Source organism: Chryseobacterium urinae (assembly GCF_030518295.1).
Taxonomy (GTDB): Bacteria; Bacteroidota; Bacteroidia; order Flavobacteriales; family Weeksellaceae; genus Chryseobacterium; species Chryseobacterium mucoviscidosis.
On the sequence record NZ_JAULSJ010000001.1, the window covers coordinates 187617 to 205923 of the forward strand.

Annotated in this window: 13 protein-coding genes; 8 read left to right on the forward strand and 5 right to left on the reverse strand. The window is 36.7% G+C overall.

Annotated features, from left to right (window positions below):
* Positions 1-14: 14 nt before the first annotated feature.
* Positions 15-404: an SRPBCC family protein gene (locus QWT87_RS00835; protein WP_116096489.1), complete on the reverse strand. Its 390-nt coding sequence runs from the start codon at positions 402-404 to the stop codon at positions 15-17.
* Between the two features lie 40 nt (positions 405-444).
* Here QWT87_RS00835 and QWT87_RS00840 point away from each other — a divergent pair, with 40 nt between their 5' ends.
* Entirely contained in the window at positions 445-1056 is a 612-nt protein-coding gene (locus QWT87_RS00840) for an NUDIX hydrolase (protein ID WP_407933578.1), read from the forward strand.
* On the opposite strand, the gene QWT87_RS00845 is transcribed toward QWT87_RS00840, so the two are convergent.
* Entirely contained in the window at positions 1049-2320 is a 1272-nt protein-coding gene (locus tag QWT87_RS00845) for a UDP-N-acetylmuramoyl-tripeptide--D-alanyl-D-alanine ligase (RefSeq protein ID WP_302712726.1), read from the reverse strand. The genes QWT87_RS00840 and QWT87_RS00845 overlap by 8 nt on opposite strands.
* A 64-nt stretch (positions 2321-2384) precedes the next feature.
* On the reverse strand, positions 2385-3980 hold the full coding sequence (gldJ, locus tag QWT87_RS00850) for a gliding motility lipoprotein GldJ (protein WP_185205167.1): 1596 nt from the start codon (positions 3978-3980) through the stop codon (positions 2385-2387).
* 164 nt (positions 3981-4144) lie between these two features.
* Between gldJ and porU the strand changes: the two genes are divergently transcribed.
* The 3 genes from porU to QWT87_RS00865 all read left to right on the forward strand — a co-directional run bounded on the left by porU (position 4145) and on the right by QWT87_RS00865 (position 12171).
* Positions 4145-8041, forward strand: coding sequence for a type IX secretion system sortase PorU (gene porU / locus QWT87_RS00855; RefSeq protein ID WP_302712728.1), 3897 nt, complete (start codon positions 4145-4147; stop codon positions 8039-8041).
* Between the two features lie 60 nt (positions 8042-8101).
* Positions 8102-9265 (forward strand): type IX secretion system outer membrane channel protein PorV, encoded by a 1164-nt coding sequence (gene porV / locus QWT87_RS00860; RefSeq protein ID WP_116096499.1) that lies wholly within the window; start codon positions 8102-8104, stop codon positions 9263-9265.
* 623 nt (positions 9266-9888) lie between these two features.
* Entirely contained in the window at positions 9889-12171 is a 2283-nt protein-coding gene (locus QWT87_RS00865) for an FUSC family protein (protein WP_302712731.1), read from the forward strand.
* On the opposite strand, the gene QWT87_RS00870 is transcribed toward QWT87_RS00865, so the two are convergent.
* Positions 12152-12766, reverse strand: coding sequence for a 4'-phosphopantetheinyl transferase family protein (locus tag QWT87_RS00870; protein ID WP_302712733.1), 615 nt, complete (start codon positions 12764-12766; stop codon positions 12152-12154). The two genes, QWT87_RS00865 and QWT87_RS00870, sit on opposite strands and share 20 nt — an antisense overlap.
* Positions 12767-13009: 243 nt before the next feature.
* Here QWT87_RS00870 and ahcY point away from each other — a divergent pair, with 243 nt between their 5' ends.
* From ahcY to QWT87_RS00885, 3 genes are all read left to right on the forward strand, one after another.
* On the forward strand, positions 13010-14323 hold the full coding sequence (ahcY, locus tag QWT87_RS00875; protein ID WP_302712735.1) for an adenosylhomocysteinase: 1314 nt from the start codon (positions 13010-13012) through the stop codon (positions 14321-14323).
* Between the two features lie 219 nt (positions 14324-14542).
* On the forward strand, positions 14543-14935 hold the full coding sequence (gene yiaA, locus QWT87_RS00880) for an inner membrane protein YiaA (protein ID WP_076396732.1): 393 nt from the start codon (positions 14543-14545) through the stop codon (positions 14933-14935).
* A 149-nt stretch (positions 14936-15084) separates the two neighbouring features.
* Positions 15085-16650 carry a BspA family leucine-rich repeat surface protein gene (locus QWT87_RS00885; protein ID WP_302712739.1) on the forward strand — a complete coding sequence of 522 codons (1566 nt, stop codon included), beginning with the start codon at positions 15085-15087 and terminating at the stop codon, positions 16648-16650.
* A 90-nt stretch (positions 16651-16740) separates the two neighbouring features.
* Here QWT87_RS00885 and purE read toward each other — a convergent pair whose 3' ends face one another.
* A complete protein-coding gene (gene purE, locus QWT87_RS00890) occupies positions 16741-17244 on the reverse strand; it encodes a 5-(carboxyamino)imidazole ribonucleotide mutase (protein WP_302712741.1) in 504 nt (167 codons plus the stop codon).
* A gap of 145 nt (positions 17245-17389) precedes the next feature.
* Here purE and QWT87_RS00895 point away from each other — a divergent pair, with 145 nt between their 5' ends.
* Complete coding sequence (locus tag QWT87_RS00895) at positions 17390-18295, forward strand: DMT family transporter (RefSeq protein ID WP_302712850.1); 906 nt, start codon at positions 17390-17392, stop codon at positions 18293-18295.
* The last annotated feature ends 12 nt before the right edge of the window (positions 18296-18307 follow it).

Below are 18307 nucleotides of genomic sequence, written 5' to 3' on the forward strand. Positions count from 1 at the left end.
TGAAGGTTTTCATTTTATTTGTAAACTTCGATCTTATCGGTAAGTGTATTAATGAAATTCTGAAGAGGTTTTTCTACCATCATTTTAATAAACGGATTGAATTTTCCTTCAAACAGCATCTGAACTTCGGTCTGATTTTCATTTAGAGGGTTTAAAGCCGCTGTTAAAGAAAAATCTAAGCTTGAACTTGCAGACTTCAACACTGCTTTTTCATCGGTTACTTCATCAATTTTCAGAGCAATTTCCGGCATTCCCTGCAACCCGAATTTAAATCCATCTTCTCTCGTTTCAAATTTCTGAAGACCATCCGGCATGAAATCTTTGTAATTTTCCGGCGATTTCAGGATTTCTACCAAGTCTTTAGATGATTTATTGACAATAATCTTTCGTCCTTCTAAATTCATTTTTTATTTTTGTATTTAAATTCTTAATTCTTACAAATATATGTATAAAGTTTTTGTGAACGAAAAAAAATTACTGTTGTCTAAACAATCTGAAAACTTAGAAAAAACGCTTGGATACGAAAACGTCACAAGCCTGGAAATCGCGTTGGATCTTCTGGAAAATACATCGGTGAAAGAATTGAATGTTTTCGGCGAGAATATCGATGAAATATGGACAGAATTTCAAAAGCTGTTCAGAATTATCGAAGCAGCGGGAGGAATTGTAAATAATCCTGAAGGTGAAATTCTTTTCATTAAAAGACTGGGAAAATGGGATCTTCCGAAAGGTAAAATGGAAAAAGGAGAATCGCGTGAAGAGTCTGCTGTACGCGAAATTGAAGAGGAAACCGGACTTGCCCATGTGGAACTGGTACAGTTTATCAACACGACCTATCATATTTATGTCGAAAGAAACGGCGATAAAGTTTTGAAATGTACACATTGGTTTGAAATGAATTTCAACGGAGAAGATACCTCAAAACCTCAGATTGAAGAAGGGATTACAGAAGTTGCCTGGAAAAACACCACCCAGATCGAAGATGAGGTTTTCCCAAGCACATTTAAAAATATTAAGCTGATTGTAAAAGAATTCTGGAATACGAAGGCTAAATAAAGTCTATCGATCTTTCAAGAGCAATTCCTCGGGAACCTTTTAATAAGATATTTTCTGAAAGAATTTTATTAAGTTTTAAATATTCTGTTAGTTCGGCTGTGTTTTCAAACGCGGTTTCTGAGGAATTGACCTTTTTAAAATTCTTTCCGACGGTAATGATCTGATCAAAACCTAATTTCTGAGCCAGTTTTAAAATATTCTGATGTTCTTTTTCGCTTTCCTCTCCCAATTCAAGCATATCGCCGATTACGATGGTTTTTGAACCTTCAAAGGTGATGAAATTGTGCAAAGAAGCAGCCATTGAACTGGGATTGGCATTATAGGTATCCAAAACTAATGTTTTCCCTTCTTTTTTCACAATCTGGGAACGCATATTGGTGGGTGTGTAATTTTGGATGGCATTTTTAATGTTCTCAAAATCGATTCCGAAGTAAAGACCTAAACTCGCCGCCGCGCAAAGGTTAGTGAAATTATATTCTCCGGTAAGCTTTGAAACTGCTTTCTGATCTTTATATTTAAGACCTACAAAGTTTTCTTCTGAAAATAATGCAAACTGATAATCTGAATTTTCTTTTCCGAAAGTAATTTTTGGTGAATAATTTTCAGTTTTTTCTACCTGAACAGGATCATTTTCGTTAACAATAATCGTTTTTTTATGTTCTTTAAGATAATCATACAGTTCAGATTTTCCTTTAATTACTCCTTCGTATCCTCCGAAACCTTCCAGATGTGCCTTTCCGAAGTTGGTTATATATCCGAAATCCGGCTGAGAAATGGAACTTAAAAGAGCAATTTCCTTTTGATGATTGGCTCCCATTTCAATGACTGCCATTTCATGTTCCGGTTTAATGGAAAGAAGAGTTAAAGGAACTCCGATGTGATTATTGAGATTTCCAGAGGTATACTGTACATTAAATTTTTCGGAAAGAACTGCATGAATGATTTCTTTTGTTGTCGTTTTTCCGTTACTTCCTGTTAAACCGATGATAGGAATCTGCAATTGTTTTCTGTGATGAATGGCAAGCTGCTGCAAAAACTCCAGTGTAGAAGGAACGAAGAAAATATTTTTTTCTTTGTTTTCAAATTCCTGCTGTTCAACAATCACGGCTAAAGCACCATTTTCAACTACCTGTTCGGCCAAAGTTGCTGCATTGAAATTTTCTCCTGAAAAAGCAAAGAAAATATCATTTTTTCCTACTTTTCGACTATCGATGGTAACTTTTTCTGCTTGTAAAAATAGCGGATAAAACTGTTCTGTATTCATAATTCAAAAATAAAAAAACCCTCCAGAATTCCGGAGGGTTTTTTGAAAATTATTTTGATAAATATTATCTTCTTGTTCTACCTTTTTCGTTGGCTCTCGCATCCTGAGCTACACGGAATCCAATCCATCCGTAAGCTTTATCCTGAGACTTGTATCTTCTCTGTCCCGGATCCAACCAGTATGCAGTATCCTGCCAAGAACCTCCTTTTACAACTCTTACATCATTAGTAACAGCAGAAGTTCTTTCTTTTCTGTCTTTTTGCAATACTACTTTACCCTGAGCATCTACAATAAATCTAGATTTCGGAGAGTTGTACATATCGTAAGAAGTAGCAGAATCTGATGCAGTTCTGTATTCTAAAGAAGACATTCTGTCACCATCTCTGTAGTTTCTGTAATCTGCGATTGTTTCTCTTTCGTACTGACCCGGCAAGTTTCTGTAAACTAATCTTCCGTCAGCTAAAGTATCATATTTAATGCTGCTTTCGTCTACCATTTTGTAAGTTCCGTCTCCGTTTCTTACGATAGCCTGCGGCATATTTCCTCTGTAGTAGTTGAAGTCACTGAAATCTTCATCGATGATTGGTCTGTAAACATCGGCAGTCCATTCTGCAACGTTACCGTACATTCCGTAGATTCCTAAATCGTTAGAAGGGAATTGTCTTACGTCTGAAGTTCTTGCAGAACCGTCGTTTTTCCAGCCAGCAATACCTGAGTAATCTCCTGTTCCCATTTTGAAGTTTTCAAGGAACATTCCTTTTTCTCTTCCTTTAGTACCTCTCAGTTTTTCAATTTCAGGTTTTTTACCCATATACTGATTGTACTCTCTGTTTTTAGCCATACCTAAAGCTGCATATTCCCATTCAACTTCTGTAGGAAGTCTGAACTTCGTTACCATTGCAGCGTTCGGAGCTCTGTTTGCAGCTAACAATCTCTGGTTTGTAGTTTTCAAACCTGTCTTCTGCTGCATTCTTTTTTCATTGATGTAACCTTGCATTTCAGGATCATTCGATTTGAATTTATCCATGTTGAATGCTGTTCCACCCTGGTTATTAGATTCGTTGATATACAAATCTTTCGCAATGATACCGGCTTGCATTAAAGCTTTCTCGTTCGCTCTGTCTGACAACCATTCGCAGTATCTGTTTGCCTGAGTCCAAGACACTCCTACTACAGGATAGTAATCGAATTCAGGAGCACGGAAATACGTCTCGTTGTAGTCATTTCTAGATAATTTGTTGTCCCACAATAAGGTATCCGGCAACGCACCGTTGTAGATTTCCTTAAAGCTTGGATCGCTTGGTGGGAATACGTACTTCAACCATGTAAGGTATTCGCGGTATTCGTAGTTAGTAATTTCAGTTTCCCCGATGAAGAATGAACTTACCTGCATTCTGCGAGGCGAGTTATTCCAATCGTGCATAACATCATCTTTCACTAATCCCATTGTAAAAGTTCCACCTTCTACATATACCATTCCCGGCCAACCTTTTTGTTTTTGTTGCTTTCCTGCAAAAAACCAACCTTGTTTCTCGTTTGGTTTCCAACCTGTTTTGCTGACAAATTTTTTAGTACCGCCGCCATTATTAGATCCTCCGCAACTGGTTAATGCAAGTGTAGAACTTAATGCTATTAATGAAAACAACTTTAGTTTTTTCATAGTCGATATAAATATTTTCAAAGTACAAAGAAAAAATAAATTATTCAATAAATCAAGTAAAGAGTTGATTTTTTTGAAAAACGTTAACAAATTAATTTTATTGTATCACAATTTAATTATAAAATTTTCATTTATTTTGTAATTCAGAAATTTCAATAGTAAACATGAAACAAAAAATTTCTCTATTATTCTTATTAAGCTTTGTATCAACACTTTGGGCTCAAAGGATCACTATCGAATGGGATGGTGCTAAAATTCGAGACTTTGGTGAGACAAAACTCAATCTCCCAAATTTTAAAAATCAGGGATTTTTATTCAGCCAAAATAACATTTTTATCACAACTAAACAACAAGTTGGCGAAAACCAGTTAAAAGTTTCTAATCCTGTCTGGGAAAATGTTTCTGCAAGGGAGTTGTTTTCATTAAGTAAGGATCTTATTACGGATCAGGAGATAAAAGATGTAGTTTATTATAATGCCGACGGAGCAAGATATGCAAGCGCCAATGTGTCTCTTTTTAAAAATGTAAAAGGGCAAATCCAAAGATTGTCTTCATTTGAACTTTCAGAGACGAATGTTTCCAACAGTTTTGGAAATACCTTAAAATTAGGAACTACAAATAATCCTTTATCATCAGGAACTTTTTATAAAATAAGAGTTGATAAGTCCGGAATATTTAAAATAACCCGACAGTTTTTGCAGGATAACGGCATCAATCCTTCTTCTGTAAATCCTAAAAATTTCAGAATTTACGGAAACGGCGGAATCATGCTTCCTGAAAACAATCAGGACGCAAGATACAGTGCTCTTCAGGAAAACGCGATTCAGGTAGTGGGAGAAGACGACGGTGTATGGAATGATAATGATTATGCTTTATTCTACGCACAGGGGCCGAATGGCTACAATTTATACAATAATTCGAACGGAAACGGTATTAAAAGAATTGAATCCAGAACATATCCGAGTGAAAACCTGAAGAATATTTATGAAGATTATTCTTATTACTTCATCAATTTCGATAAAGGTCCCGGAAAAAGAGTTCAGCCGGTAGATGTTAATTTACCTGCAACTCCTCTTATCACAAGATTTGATAATTATCAGGTGATTAATGTAGACCAGAAAAACCTGATGAGAGTAGGAAGAACATGGGTGGAAGATACTCCTTTTGTAACAGACAAAACGGTTACTTTTACGACAGCCTCTCCTATTCAGTCTGGTGATGATATCCGCTATAAAGCACAGGTTATTGGCTATAAATCTCAAAAGAACAAATTGCTTTATAACATCAATAATCAAAATCCGATTCCTTTTACGGTTCCTACTCCTGATCTGAGTTCAACGTATGAATTTTATCCTATGAATTATTCGGGAGTCATATCCGGGTTAAGCGGAAATCAGATTACCATCAATATGAAACCTGATATTATCCTGAATCCGAACGGAACTTTCTATCCGGATTATTTTGAGGTACAATATAAAGATAATTTAAGCTTCAACGGTACTCAGATGAGTTTCCGTGATTTTTCTCTGGTTACCGGAAGCAATACCACTTATGGTTTCAGTCTTTCCAACGCTTCTGCGGCAGAGCAGATCTGGGACGTTACGGATATTACCAACGCCAACAGAAGGGTAAATAAAGCAGCAGGAAGTGCATCATTTAATTTTGCTTATACAGCATCTAATCTGAACTTCAATAATGAATTTGTAGCTTTCAGAGCGGATGCGGCATTCAGTCCTTCATTTGTTGGAAGAATCAACAATCAGAACATTTCAGCGTTACAAAATGTAGATTATTTAATTATCACAACTCCTGAAATGCTGGGACAGGCACAAAGAATTGCCAACTATCACCAGACCAAAAACAATTATAATGTACAGGTGGTAGATACAGAGAAAATCTATAATGAATTCGGAAGCGGCAGCAAAGATCTTACGGCGATCAGAGATTTTGTAACGAAGCTAAATACTCCACTTGGAACCTTGAAATATGTATTTATTTTGGGAGATACCTCATTTGATTATAAGAACAGAATCCCAGGTAATAACAATATCGTATCCAGCTATCAGAGTGAAATTTCTCAGGATGTGATAAGATCATTCGTTACTGATGATTATATTGTGATGACAAAACCACAGACTGTAAGCTACATCGATTTTAATCTTCCAGATCTTCCTGTGGGCAGAATTCCGGCTGCCAATGCAACGGAAGCTTCCAATATGATTGATAAGACTTTAGCTTATTATAACAGTTTATCCGGTCAGTCTACGCCTTTCGGAGAATGGAAAATGAAACTGGATTTTGTTGTGGATGATGATAACGACGGGGGGCCCCCTTTCCATACCGTAATGAATAATTCTCTTATAACGGTTTTTGAACAAAATAATACGACTCTTAAAGAGTATAACGTAAGAAAACTTTACCTTGATGCTTTTCAGGCACAAAGTACAGCGGGAGGACAAAGATATCCTCAGGTAAACCAGGCGATCTCCAATGATATCGGAAACAGCCTTTATCTTTTCTATTTCGGACACGGAGGAATCAACGGATGGGCACAGGAAAGAGTTTTAACATTATCTGAAATTCAGAATGCAAATAATTTCTCTAATGTGTACAGCAGATTTCCGTTTGTATCAACAATTACCTGTGAGTTCACGCTTTGGGATGATCCTGACGTTTCTTCTGCAGGAGAACAGTTTATGAAGCTTAAGCAGGGAGGTCCTGCAACGATGATTACTTCTAGCCGTGCAATCGACGTAGGTTATGGAGTAGACTTTACCAACCTTTTTACGCAAAATATCTTTAAACTTACCAACGATGATTTCGATACTTTAGGATATGCCCATCTGAATGCAAAAAAACAGAGAGGAGCTTCTTCAGAACATTTAAAGGTTAATCTATTAGGAGATCCTGCAATGAAACTGAGCAGACCTAAAAGATTATTGGTTATTGATAATATTGAGACTCCGGTTCCGGGATTAATCAGAGGATTGGATTTTGTAAAAGTAAAAGGACACATCAATAATCCGAACGGAACGGTAAACACAACGTTTAACGGAAGAGTAGTCATTAATATTTTTGATAAAAGATTAAATAAAACTACATTGAATAACGACGGAGGATTAACTCCGGTTCTTCAGTACACCGAGGAAGGAAGTGCAATTGTAAAAGCTTCCGGAACCGCTGTAAACGGAGTTTTCACTGTAGAATTTTATGTTCCGAAAGACATCAACTACGCAGTGGGTACAGGCAGAATTTTAGGATATGCAGATAATAAATCTTCTGATGTATTCAACAACCAGCCGGTTCAGGTGGGTGATATCAATCCGAACGGAATTAATGATAACGAACCGCCAAAAGTAAAACTGTATATGAACAATACCAACTTCGCAGACGGCGGTATCACAGACCAGAACCCGATGTTACTGGCTTGCGTTACGGATGATACAGGAATTAATTCCACAGGTTCTGGTATTGGTCATGATATTACAGTATATTTGGACGGACAAATTATCAATACAATTGTACTGAATGATTTTTATGCTTCAGGTGAAGGAAACGGATGTTTAAGCCCTAGTTTAGCAGACTATCAGAAAGGAAATGTAACGTATCCTTTCAGAAATCTTGCGGTGGGACAACACCAGTTAACATTTAAAGTTTGGGACATAAACAATAATTCTACAACTGCTACGTTAAATTTTGAAGTTAAGGATGAAGCGGATCAGCATTTGGTAATTAACCGACCTCTGAACTGGCCGAATCCGTTTACGAACAAAACGTATGTTCAGTTTGAGCATAATTGCGACGATATTCTGGATGTAAACGTTCAGATTTATACAATTACAGGAAAATTGGTAAGAACTTTATCACAGCCTGTGGTTGCAGAACCTTTCCTACAGGGCTTTAGAACGCCACGTCAGGCAATAGAATGGGACGGAAGAGACGATTTTGGGGCAACAGTAGCAAAAGGTACGTATATTTTTAAGATATTTGCAAAAAGTCAAAATCAAGAAAAATGCAAAGGAAGTGCTACAGCTGTAGAAAAAATGGTACTTTTGAAATAAATTTAAAACGATAACAGTAATAATATTAACAAAAAACTGATAATATATAAAAGACAACATATGAATTTAACTACTAAACTGCTTTTAGGAATTGGGTTAAGTGCTGGTTTTTTAGGCTATTCTCAAGATTTAAGCCTGGTAAGACCTGTATTAACCGGAGCTCCTTTCTTAAGAATCGCACCAGATGCAAGAGCCGGAGGTATGGGAGATCAGGGTGTGGTAACCTCGCCGGATGCTTTTTCACAATTCTGGAATGCAGCGAAATATCCTTTCAGCAGATCAAGTTCTTCCGTAGGGTTAAACTACACGCCTTACATGGGAAAACTTACCAATGATGTGTTTTTATTATACGGAGCCTTCCACAAATTCTTAGGGCAGGAAGAAAGATCTACCATCTCTGCAAGTATTTATTACTTCAATATGGGAGAAGTAGACCTTACTCAGTTAGTAGGAAACGAAGTAACATCCATGGGAACCTCAAAACCAAACGAATTTTCCATCGACGTAGCTTACGGTCTTAAACTATCCGATTCATATTCAATGGCGGTTACCGGAAGATACATCCGTTCAGACTTAGCCGGAGGATTCAACACAGATACAACGCTTAAACCTGCAAACTCTTTTGCGGTAGATGTTTCAGGATATTATACCTCTCCGAGATTTTCAAGTTTAGGAGGAATGGACGGAAAAATCAACGCCGGTTTTGCGGTTCAGAACTTAGGTCCGAAGCTGGATTACACAGGAAACGAAGATTCCAGATCTTACCTTCCAACTATGGCTAGATTAGGACTTGGTTATGATATGTATCTTGATGATATGAACAGAGTGGGATTAAGCTTTGAAGGTTCAAAAATCTTAGTTCCGGGCTCGGAATATGCAGGAATAGACCCGAATACAAGACAGCCGATCTATCAGGTTCCGAACGTTGGTGTAATGGCAGGAATCGGAAAATCCTTCAAAAACAAAAACTCCATCATGATGAGCGGTGCATTAGAATATTCTTATGACAATGCATTCTCTGTAAGAACAGGTTACTTCCACGAAAGTGAAGAACAGGGAGCAAGACAGTTTGCAACTGCAGGTATCGGATTAAAGTACCGTTCTTTCGGTCTGGACGTTTCTTACCTCATCAATATGTCTAAAATTAATACCGCTTTGGATAACACCCTTCGTTTCGGACTTACATGGAACATCGGTGATGAAACCTCAAACGTAGACAATTAAAATCTGAAACATACCAAACAAAAGTCTCATAATTTATGGGACTTTTTTGTTTTTAGAACTCTACTTCTTTTTCAGGAACTTTTTCATGCTATCCGCTCATACTCCTCGCTCCTGCGCCCGCCGATCTCAATCCCTCCCCTTTTCCATTTCTGCTGTGGGGTAACCGCTTTTATCACGGCTAGGTTTTTGTATATGATTTCAATATTTCAGATTAATGACAAGCCCATACTATAATACATATTGGATATATAAAAACCATCCCGTCAAAAATTCTTACGAATTTTTGCCACCCCTCCAAAGGAGGGGAATTAAAAAGCTCATAGAAGAATTTTATTGTCCGTTTATTAACCTAAAGCTTCGACAGGCTCAGCTTGACATCGCTAGAAATCAAGCGTTTAGTATTAGAGGCGTCACACTGAGCTTGTCGAAGTGCCTGTTATAAATAATTGATTTTCATATCAGTGCAAAGTAATAGGTTGTTTAACGGATATTCAAATAGAAGAAAAATTCATATTTAACTTACAAAGTAAATAAACGATTTACATCTTGAGATTTTTCAAAAATTTAATAATTACCGCATAAAGTAAAACGCACAATTCACATTTAACTCTTATTTTTGTAGCATGAACTACTCTGCAGAACTCAAAAAATTCGTAACCAGTCAATATGTATATTCTGCGATCAGAATTACACTGGCTACCGTTCTGCCCTGTCTTGTTCTCGCCCACTTTGGGATTTTGAAAGAATATTTCCTGTTTCCGCTCGGAACCAGCTTTGTTGCCTTAACAGATCAGCCGGGACCTTTCATCAGAAGAAGAAATGCATTAACTTTTGCTATATTCTGCTTTGTATTCGTTGCAACGATTGCAAGTCTTGTGATGAACTTTAAAATTCTGGTTTTTGCAGAAATTATTGTCTTCGGAATGTTCTTTTCCCTGATCGGAGTTTACGGACAGAGATTAGCTGCCGTTGGTTCTTTATCATTGGTTGTTCTTGCGATTTTCATCGACGGACATTTGACCGGAACCAATATTTTCAAAAGTTTACTGATTTTTGCTTCTGGATGTACTTGGTTTTTATTGATATTTCTTGTTGTAACCACCATTCAGCCTTATAAACTGGCAAGCCAGATGATTGGAGAAAATTATCTTCAGTTGGCCGAATTTTTAAAAATCAAAGCCAATTATTACCAGAAAAATCCGGATTTTGATAAACTTACCACACAGGTTATTGCCAAACAAATCGGGATCAAGAACCTTCAGGAAGAAACTCGGGAAACGGTTTTCAAGACGAGAACCATCGTTAACGAATCTACTACAACAAGCCGTTTGCTGATGCTGATGTTTCTGAATTCTATGGATCTTCACGAAAAACTGATGACTTCAGAAAGTGATTATCAGAAATTGCAGCAGATTTTTGACGATACCACTATTCTTGTGGATATTCATGATTATCTTAATCTGCTTGCCGAAGAAATTACCAACATCGGAATCGCCCTGCAAATCGGGACAAGAGCAAAACCAATGTTCGATCTCGATACGGAGCTAAGTAATTTAAATCATAATTATTTCGATCTCAGAAACAAAAAAATATCTCCCGAAAATTTCGAAAACTTCATGGTGCTGCGCCAGATTCTGATGCGCATTAACGAAATCACCAAAGAAATTGATGAGATTTATAAAGTTTTCTCCCAGAATGTAAAGCTTGCAAAAAGTCTTTCCACTGGTCTGGATCTTAAAAAATTCATGCCCAATGAGGAAAAACTGAATTTCAGAGTTTTAAGAAACAATATTTCACTTTCGTCATCTCATTTCAGACATGCTTTGAGAATTACGATTGCGTTATTATTGGGATACCTATTTTCATTATTCCAGTTTTTAGGAATCGGACACACCTATTGGATTTTAATTACCATTGTTGCGATCTTAAAACCCGCCTACTCCATTACCAAACAGAGAAATCTGCTCCGTTTGTACGGAACTGTTGCCGGAGCTGTAATTGCCTATGGAATTCTGCATTTCATCCACATTAACGAAGTTTTATTTACCATTCTTTTATTAAGCATGATTATGTGTTTCAGCTTTCTGAAGGGAAAATATTTCTGGGCAGTTCTGTTTATGACGATTTATATTTTTCTGAGCTTTAATTTTTTAAGTCCCGGAAAAGTCAACATCATTTTTAAAGACAGAATTGTAGATACCATTATTGCAGCCATAATTACTTCTCTGGTTGCCTACATCGTTCTTCCGGTTTGGGAGCATACCCAAAATCTGGATCTGATGAAGAAATCTGCCGAAGCCAATCTCAGTTATTTCCAAAGTGTAATTTCCAAGTTTCTGGAAGAAAAATATGATCTTGAAGATTATAAAGTAAAGCGTAAAAACGCTATTATTTCGTTGGCAAATCTTTCTGACAATTTTCAGAGAATGATTTCCGATCCTAAAAATCAGCAGAAAAAGCTTGAAGTCGTTCATCAGTTTGTGGCAACATCACATCTTATTACTGCTTACACCGCTTCGCTTTCGCAATATGTAAAAGATGATGAAAAGTATCCTGAAATTGACGCCGAAAGCTGGAGCCGAAAAATAGAAGCCGAAATGCAGAAAGTTTCCATTCTTTTACATGGAGATACTATAACCGAAGAATTAAAAAAGGAAAGCCGCATAGAACCTGAAGATTCCTCTTTGGAAGATCTAATTTTAAAGCGAAAAACCGAGCTTACAGAAAATGAAGCCTATGATTTGAGAGATCCGAACAAAATTTCGCATTTAACGGAGCTAAAAAATATTCACGATGTTCTGGAACTGATTTTTGACGTTGCCAAAGAACAGCGAAAAGTCATTGAAAAATACCGGAATGAAACGGATTCTGTTGAAAAAGGCAATCCTATTCTTCAACAATCGTAAAGCAGTAATCATCAAAAAATTCTACCCTTGCTTTGAATTCATCTGAGATTTTATCATCATAAACCCTGCATTTGATGTGATGAAGATACTTCAGTTCAAAAGGCTTTACTTCATAATGTTTTTTCAGCGACCAGTGTTTGGAATGATGAATTTTATACATACTTTCTTTAACGCTCCAGATAATCGTGTAAAAAGTCACTTCATTGTCTGATGGAATAAATCCGCGTTCATTTTCGTAGGTGAATTTATCAATGACCCTTAAAATTTTAGGATTAAATTTCTCAATATCTATTCCTATTTTATTCTTTGAAATAGCGATGGCTGCAAAAGGAAATGAATGCGTAATGGATATTTCCGCATCTTTCGGAGATAAAAATGGTTCTCTTTCTTTATATAAAATCTTGGAATCAGGTTTTAGGCTTTTTAATAATTTACGCACCATTAAAACTTCCAGTAATTTTTTGGGATGATAATCTTTTACTTTATCGGCATTTTCGGGTTCCAGAAGTTCATGGATGTCCAATGTTTCATCTTCATCATATTTCCATACGAGAATTGTAGCATTATCATCAGAAAAATCGCGGTAAAGTGGCATGTATTGAATTATTTTGCTAAAATAACAATTTCTTATGAATCGTATTTTGAATTCAGAAGTATTCAAAATTATTAAATTCAGATTTATATTATCTATTATCTTAAATGTTGTTATCTAAAATGCAATAAAAATCGTTATAATATGCTTAATATCATATATTTCTTGATGGAACAGCGTTTTTTTATCTAAATTATTAATTGTAATTTTGCACATTATCAATTGAATTAAAACTTATTCATTCATATGAGTACTACAACACAATACATGCCTTATAAAGTTAAGGACATCTCCCTTGCAGAATGGGGAAGAAAAGAAATTACCCTTGCTGAAGCGGAAATGCCAGGTTTGATGGCAATTCGTGAAGAATACGGACCATCTCAACCATTAAAAGGTGCAAGAATCGCAGGATGTCTTCACATGACGATCCAGACTGCTGTACTTATCGAGACATTGGTAGCTTTAGGTGCTGAAGTTACATGGTCTTCTTGTAATATTTTCTCTACACAGGATCACGCTGCTGCTGCTATTGCTGCTGCAGGAATTCCGGTTTACGCTTGGAAAGGTATGAACGCTGAGGAATTTGACTGGTGTATTGAGCAGACTATTTTCTTTGGTGAAGACAGAAAACCGTTAAACATGATTCTGGATGATGGTGGAGATTTAACCAACATGGTTTTTGATAAGTTCCCTGAACTTACTGCGGGAATTAAAGGTCTTTCTGAAGAAACAACAACAGGTGTTCACAGATTGTACGAAAGAATGAAGAACGGAACTTTGGTAATGCCTGCCATCAACGTAAACGATTCTGTAACGAAATCTAAATTCGACAACAAGTACGGATGTAAAGAATCTGCAGTAGACGCTGTAAGAAGAGCCACAGACATTATGTTGGCAGGAAAAAGAGTGGTAGTTTGCGGATACGGAGATGTAGGTAAAGGTACTGCTGCTTCTTTCAGAGGAGCGGGTTCTATCGTTACAGTTACTGAAATCGATCCAATTTGTGCGCTTCAGGCTGCAATGGACGGTTACGAAGTGAAAAGACTGGATACTGTAGTGGATAACGCAGATATCATCATTACAACAACAGGTAACTTCAACATCGTAAGAGGTGAACATTTCATTAAAATGAAAGATAAAGCGATCGTTTGTAACATCGGACACTTCGATAACGAAATCGATATGGCTTGGTTAAACGACAACTACGGTCACACAAAATCTGAAGTAAAACCTCAGGTTGATATCTACACGGTAGAAGGTAAAGAAGTGATTATTCTTGCGGAAGGTAGACTGGTAAACTTAGGATGTGCAACAGGACACCCAAGTTTTGTAATGTCTAACTCTTTCTCTAACCAGACTTTGGCTCAGATCGAACTTTGGAACAACTCTGAAGCTTACGGAAACGAAGTATATATGTTGCCTAAACATCTGGATGAAAAAGTAGCAGCTCTTCACCTTAAGAAATTAAGCGTTGAACTGGAAACTCTTTCTCCTGAGCAGGCGGAATATATCGGTGTGGATGTAAAAGGTCCATTCAAGCCTGAATATTACAGATACTAATAAGCATATCTGCTTTTATATATTGAAACTCTCCTTTTTGGGAGAGTTTTTTTTGGTCTTTCCGGCGGCGGCTTCGCCGCCGGAAAGACCAAAAACCAATAAATAATTACTTTTCATCCAATAAATTTAAATTCCAGACAATAAAATTTAATCATTTAAGTTGTAGTTCACATTTAATTTAAATTAATATCTTTGAAACCTTTAACAAAAACATTAAACATGAAAAAGCAAAATGTATCAACTGCATTTGTCGCAGCATCCTGGGTTGCTTTAGGAGCCGGAATGATTGGTTTTATTGTAGGTCTTGCAAGAGCGGAAATGCAGCTTAATGAGAAAGGATATTATTTTACCATCCTTTTATATGGATTATTTGCAGTAGTTTCTTTGCAGAAAGCAGTACGCGACAGACTGGAAAATATCAAAGTGACTGATATTTATTACGGGATCTGCTGGTTTGCTACCCTTTCCTCCATCGTATTACTGGCAATCGGCTTATGGAATGCCACCATTCTTCCGAGTGAAAAAGGTTTCTACGGATTTGCCTTCTTACTGGCACTTTTCGGAGCCATTGCTGTACAGAAAAATACGCGCGACAATATGCTTCAGGAATAAATGATTAAACTCTCCAAATTCGGAGAGTTTTTTTATACTACATCTTTAGAAAAAAATATTTTGTTAATATTTTTCATTAAAATATGATTTTTAATGAAATTTTTAATTATTTCATTACTTTTACAAAAATTAATTCACAAAATATTAACATGATTAAAAAACTAATAACCGCCAATCTTTTCATGCTTTTACTTCAGACAGTTCACGCGCAGAATGAATTCATTACGATCTGGAAACCCAATACCTCATCCCATAATCTGCTGAATCCTGTAATGCCTTCAACAGCGGGAGACGGACAGATCTGGTTTCCGGGAATCGGGGAAAATTATAAAATTGTTTGGGAAGAAGTTGGTTTTCCATCGCACACAGGAACGATGAATGACGTAACTTCCACCGAACGTATTCTTATAGATTTCGGAACTCCTCTCAATCCTAATGCAGCAGAAGCTAAATACAGAGTAAAAGTATCCAATGGAAACGGAACTTTCAGACAGATAAAATTCGGAAAAAATGTAATCTCTTCAAGCCTTATTGCTGATATTCCAGTAATTTCAACTTCGGGAAGTACCAATAAAATTGTAGAGATTGAACAATGGGGAAACATCCAGTGGACTTCTATGAATAATGCTTTTGCGCAGTGCATGAATATGGAACTTACCGCAACAGATTCTCCGGATCTTTCAAATGTAACAGACGTTTCTATGATGTTCAACAATGCTTATAATTTTAAAGGCGCTCCTTCGATGGCAAATTGGGATACCTCTACCATCCAGAATTTTAAATACATGTTCGGATATATTTCTACGCCACCAATAGGCTTTCCGTTGATTGAATCTTTCAATGCATCGATAGGATCATGGAATTTATCTTCAGCTGAAGATCTCAGTTATATGTTTACCAGAAGAAAGGCCTTCAACCAGAATTTAAACAACTGGAATGTTTCAAAGGTAACAAATATGGCATATATGTTTGCCGAAACACAAGCCTATAATCAGCCAATGAATAACTGGAATACATCAAAGGTTACCAATATGACCTTCATGTTTCATTTCAATCCTGCGTTCAATCAACCTCTCGATCAGTGGAATACATCGAATGTTATAAATATGGGACATATGTTCCACGGCTGCTCTGCCTTCAACCAGACCATTAATGTATGGAATACCAGTAAAGTTACGGATATGAATACCATGTTTACTGAAGCCACAAGTTTTAATCAGAGTTTACATTCATGGAATATTCCGGTTCTTGCATCAGGAAATAATATGTTTTATAATTCAGGCATCAATTGTGAAAACTACAGCAATATTCTTTACGGCTGGGCTCATAATCCGAACACCGCAAACAATGTATTTTTACAAAGCTTAAGTCCGCTTACCTACTCCGGCGCAGTGGCTGGTGAAAGAAATATTCTTATCGGTAAAGGCTGGACGATAACAGGTGATTCTGCATCTGAGTGCAACTTTCTGGGCACTTTAGACATCAAAAATCAAAGAGATAAAGAAGAGATCTATCCAAATCCGGCAACAAATTTTATTTTCGTTAAAACATCTGATGCTAAAAATTATACCATCTTCGACCAAAGCGGAAGAATCGCTGCAAGAGGAATTTTAACCAACGGCGAAATTAATATTGACTTTTTAACTGCCGGAAATTATGTGTTACAGATCAATTCCAAAGGAAAAAGTCAGTCATTTAAATTCATTAAAAAATAAAAACCTCACAAACGTGAGGCTGTATTCTAAGCTGTAAATGATCTGAATTTTAAATTTGCTCAAAATAATTAATCGATCATTTACAGTAAATTATTTATCAAAATGATTTGGGTGCTGTGCTTTGATATCATCTACTGTTCCCAGAACTTTATCTTTTAAAGATTCCTGATATTTCTGAAGGCTTTCTGCTACGGTTTCATCTGAGCTTCCGATAATTTTTGCAGCTAAAATTCCCGCATTCAAAGCACCGTTCAAAGCAACTGTAGCTACAGGAATTCCGCCCGGCATCTGAAGAATGGATAATACAGAATCCCAGCCGTCAATAGAATTACTCGATAAAATCGGAACGCCGATCACCGGCAAAGTTGTGCAGCTCGCGACCATTCCCGGAAGATGTGCTGCTCCTCCCGCTCCGGCAACGATTACCTTCACTCCCCTTTCTTTAGCGGTTTTCGCGTAATCGAACATTCTTTCCGGTGTTCTATGTGCAGAAACTACCGTCAGTTCATAAAGAATGTCCAGAGATTTTAAAAAGTTCGCAGCCTGTTCCATGATTGGCAAGTCGCTCTGACTTCCCATTATTATTCCTACCATTTTTCAATTTATTAGATGCTCAAAGATAAAAAATTAAAAAACCTCATGCAAAAAGGCGTAAAAGTTGTTCAGCAATAACAATGAAGATTAAGAAAGCTTTTGAATCAGCTTTTTATTGAATATATTTGCCGCTAAGACCACCATTTTGAAAGATTTTAAGCTTACTCTTGCCATTCTCACCGTTGCTGTTGTATGGGGAACCACATTTTTATCGATCCGTGTTGCTGTTGAAACCATTCCGGCTTGGTTTGTTGCGGGAATCCGTCAGTTTTTGGCAGCAGTTATCATGCTTTTCATTTTACTGTACAGAAAACAGTTTCAGTGGATCGGCTGGAAAAATCTGGGGTATCAGCTTATTTTTTCTTCATTGATGCTAATTATGGCAAACGGACTGACAACGGTAGCGGAAGAAACCTTAACCAGCAGTTTAACTTCATTAATCAGTGCCACTTCACCCATTGTCGTATTTTTAGGAAGTGTGGCAATAGGCTTGCAGAAATTTACCATTCGGGCAATGATTGGTCTTTTAATGTGTTTTGGAGGAATTTTATTCATCTTTTGGGACGGTATCAATGATCTTGCGAATCCTGATTACAGATTTGGGATTTTCCTTTTATTGATTGCCATTGCGGGATGGGCTTCAGGAACGATTTTCACAAAAAAAATGAACATTCAGAGTAAGAATATTTCGCTGAACCTCTTCTATCAGTTTGCATTTGCAGGGATCATTCAGATTATCTTTGCCTTGCTTTTCAATGAAAATTATAACTTCGAAAACTGGTCTGTGAAAAGTATTTCAGCAATGATCTATCTTTCGGTTTTTGGTTCTGTTGCTGCTTTTTTCGCCTACCATTATGCTTTAACGAAAGTTTCTCCGGTTCAGGTTTCTATTCTGGCTTACATCAATACCATTATTTCGATTTTCTTGAGCTGGCTGATCCTTAATGAAGAAATTTCAGCTAAATTTATCATTGCAGCAATATTAATTATTTTGGGCGTTTTTGTTATTAATTACAATAAGGAAATGTTCAAAAAGCAACGAATCGGATAAAAATTATTCTGA

What these genes read in the sequence shown, in the direction of transcription:
- QWT87_RS00865 (WP_302712731.1), top strand. Translation starts at nt 9,889, where the DNA reads ATGAACTACTCTGCAGAACTCAAAAAATTCGTAACCAGTCAATATGTA.
- yiaA (WP_076396732.1), top strand. Translation starts at nt 14,543, where the DNA reads ATGAAAAAGCAAAATGTATCAACTGCATTTGTCGCAGCATCCTGGGTT.
- porU (WP_302712728.1), top strand. Translation starts at nt 4,145, where the DNA reads ATGAAACAAAAAATTTCTCTATTATTCTTATTAAGCTTTGTATCAACA.
- QWT87_RS00870 (WP_302712733.1), bottom strand. Translation starts at nt 12,766, where the DNA reads ATGCCACTTTACCGCGATTTTTCTGATGATAATGCTACAATTCTCGTA.
- ahcY (WP_302712735.1), top strand. Translation starts at nt 13,010, where the DNA reads ATGAGTACTACAACACAATACATGCCTTATAAAGTTAAGGACATCTCC.
- QWT87_RS00840 (WP_407933578.1), top strand. Translation starts at nt 445, where the DNA reads ATGTATAAAGTTTTTGTGAACGAAAAAAAATTACTGTTGTCTAAACAA.
- porV (WP_116096499.1), top strand. Translation starts at nt 8,102, where the DNA reads ATGAATTTAACTACTAAACTGCTTTTAGGAATTGGGTTAAGTGCTGGT.
- QWT87_RS00845 (WP_302712726.1), bottom strand. Translation starts at nt 2,320, where the DNA reads ATGAATACAGAACAGTTTTATCCGCTATTTTTACAAGCAGAAAAAGTT.
- purE (WP_302712741.1), bottom strand. Translation starts at nt 17,244, where the DNA reads ATGGTAGGAATAATAATGGGAAGTCAGAGCGACTTGCCAATCATGGAA.
- QWT87_RS00835 (WP_116096489.1), bottom strand. Translation starts at nt 404, where the DNA reads ATGAATTTAGAAGGACGAAAGATTATTGTCAATAAATCATCTAAAGAC.
- QWT87_RS00885 (WP_302712739.1), top strand. Translation starts at nt 15,085, where the DNA reads ATGATTAAAAAACTAATAACCGCCAATCTTTTCATGCTTTTACTTCAG.
- gldJ (WP_185205167.1), bottom strand. Translation starts at nt 3,980, where the DNA reads ATGAAAAAACTAAAGTTGTTTTCATTAATAGCATTAAGTTCTACACTT.